This window comes from Endozoicomonas sp. ONNA2, assembly GCF_024606365.1.
In the GTDB taxonomy this organism is placed as follows: domain Bacteria; phylum Pseudomonadota; class Gammaproteobacteria; order Pseudomonadales; family Endozoicomonadaceae; genus Endozoicomonas.
This window is the reverse complement of the sequence record NZ_JAHHPO010000771.1, coordinates 1-1,463: the sequence shown is the minus strand read 5'-3', so window position 1 is coordinate 1,463 and position 1,463 is coordinate 1. Positions and strand designations below refer to the sequence as shown.

Here is a 1,463-nt window from a genome sequence, read left to right as displayed (position 1 = left end):
GCTTGTAGCCCTTGGAAATCAAGGGTCAATATGGTTTCAACGAATAGTTACGAAACAATCCTGAAACCAGGCGATATCTGATTGATTTTATTGAATAATCATGCGCTACGGCAACAACAGATTGGTCTAAAAATCCGCGTTTGCTCGCCAAAAGGCTCCGGTACTTGCCCTTGAGGGTATTCACCTGACAAAACTGAGTTTTTATCCACAATTATCTGCTGACCACGCTACGAGGGCCCAGACAGGGTCGCCTGGACGGACGCTATTCCCGGACATCCTCTTGGGGCTGATTAATCCGGGCCATGCAAATTATCCGGGGTTCTTTGGCATTTTGGCCATCAATTATTGCAATGTAGAATAATCGATTGAAACAAAATTCGGGGTATTGTTTAGGAGGTATAGAGAAATCAAATCCCCACTTGCGTGTCAGAGAGCCTGACTTTGCTCCCTTTTCATCGACAGTCAATAATACTTTATGCGTACTATTGGCTCCAGCCTCTGGGTATTTCGTTGTAAATTGATAGTCGACACTGAATTTTGGCAGCTTTAGTTTCGCTTCCATAATTTCATTTTTGCTAAAGATGGAGGTCAGTCCGTCTGATAAAACCTGGTTGAGATCTTCACTGTTGGGATTCGTTTCCTCTGGTGGTAAAACGAGCACTGCTTTCATACCCTTTACCGTAAGAGGAACAGCGACAAATTGATAGTGTTTATTCTCAACGTGGGTGATAGTGTTTGTACGGTGGCTTTTAATCCACTTAATTTCTGGGTGGGTTGTGGTGTTCCATGTCATTTTTGAACTTTCTTTTTGTGACATCGCGTCAAGAGGCTCATTCCATGTAACCTGTTGAAATAAGCATGTGACCAGTTGCAAGGTCAGCTTTGGGTCATCCAGATTGTTAGCCTCCATAAAACCAGCAATCGTACCCTCAGTGTCAGATGCAATGCCCGCATTGAGTGCTAATGTAGCCTTTTGGACTCCCAGCTCATTATACTTTGCACTAGATATATGGGTTATCTCGAGTTCTTTCAGAATTTCATCAACATCTTTGTTTTTTGATAGAATATGTAAACCATTTATGGTGTTCTTGATATGAGGGCCGGTTTGATCAGACTCTTTTGATTTGTCATTTAAGCCAGCTTCAACGCTGATAGTAACTTCCCTGGCTGTTCTGATTAGCTGAGGTGACATTACTACGTTTATTAATCGATTAGATAGTGCCACTTGAACAAATGCTTGTACATCGCGTATTAATTTCTGCAAATTGGGTTCGCCGTTTTTTGCGTCTATTTTAACAGCACCTGAGGAACAACCTGTTGGCTGGCTCGAGGATTGTGACAAGGGAAAACCTTTTTTTTCCCTGGCCATTGGTGGAACTCTGTCATAGTGTCCACTCATAGCGTGATCAAAACCTAATTTGTTCATGTAGATTCACAATTTCCAAGCTTAATATCTATTATTG

1 protein-coding gene is annotated in these 1,463 nt (G+C 42.0%); it reads right to left on the bottom strand.

The features are described 5' to 3' along the window. Positions 1 to 262 precede the first annotated feature (262 nt). Complete coding sequence (locus KDK14_RS13745) at positions 263 to 1,426, bottom strand: serpin family protein (protein ID WP_257265740.1); 1,164 nt, start codon at positions 1,424 to 1,426, stop codon at positions 263 to 265. Between the last annotated feature and the right edge of the window lie 37 nt (positions 1,427 to 1,463).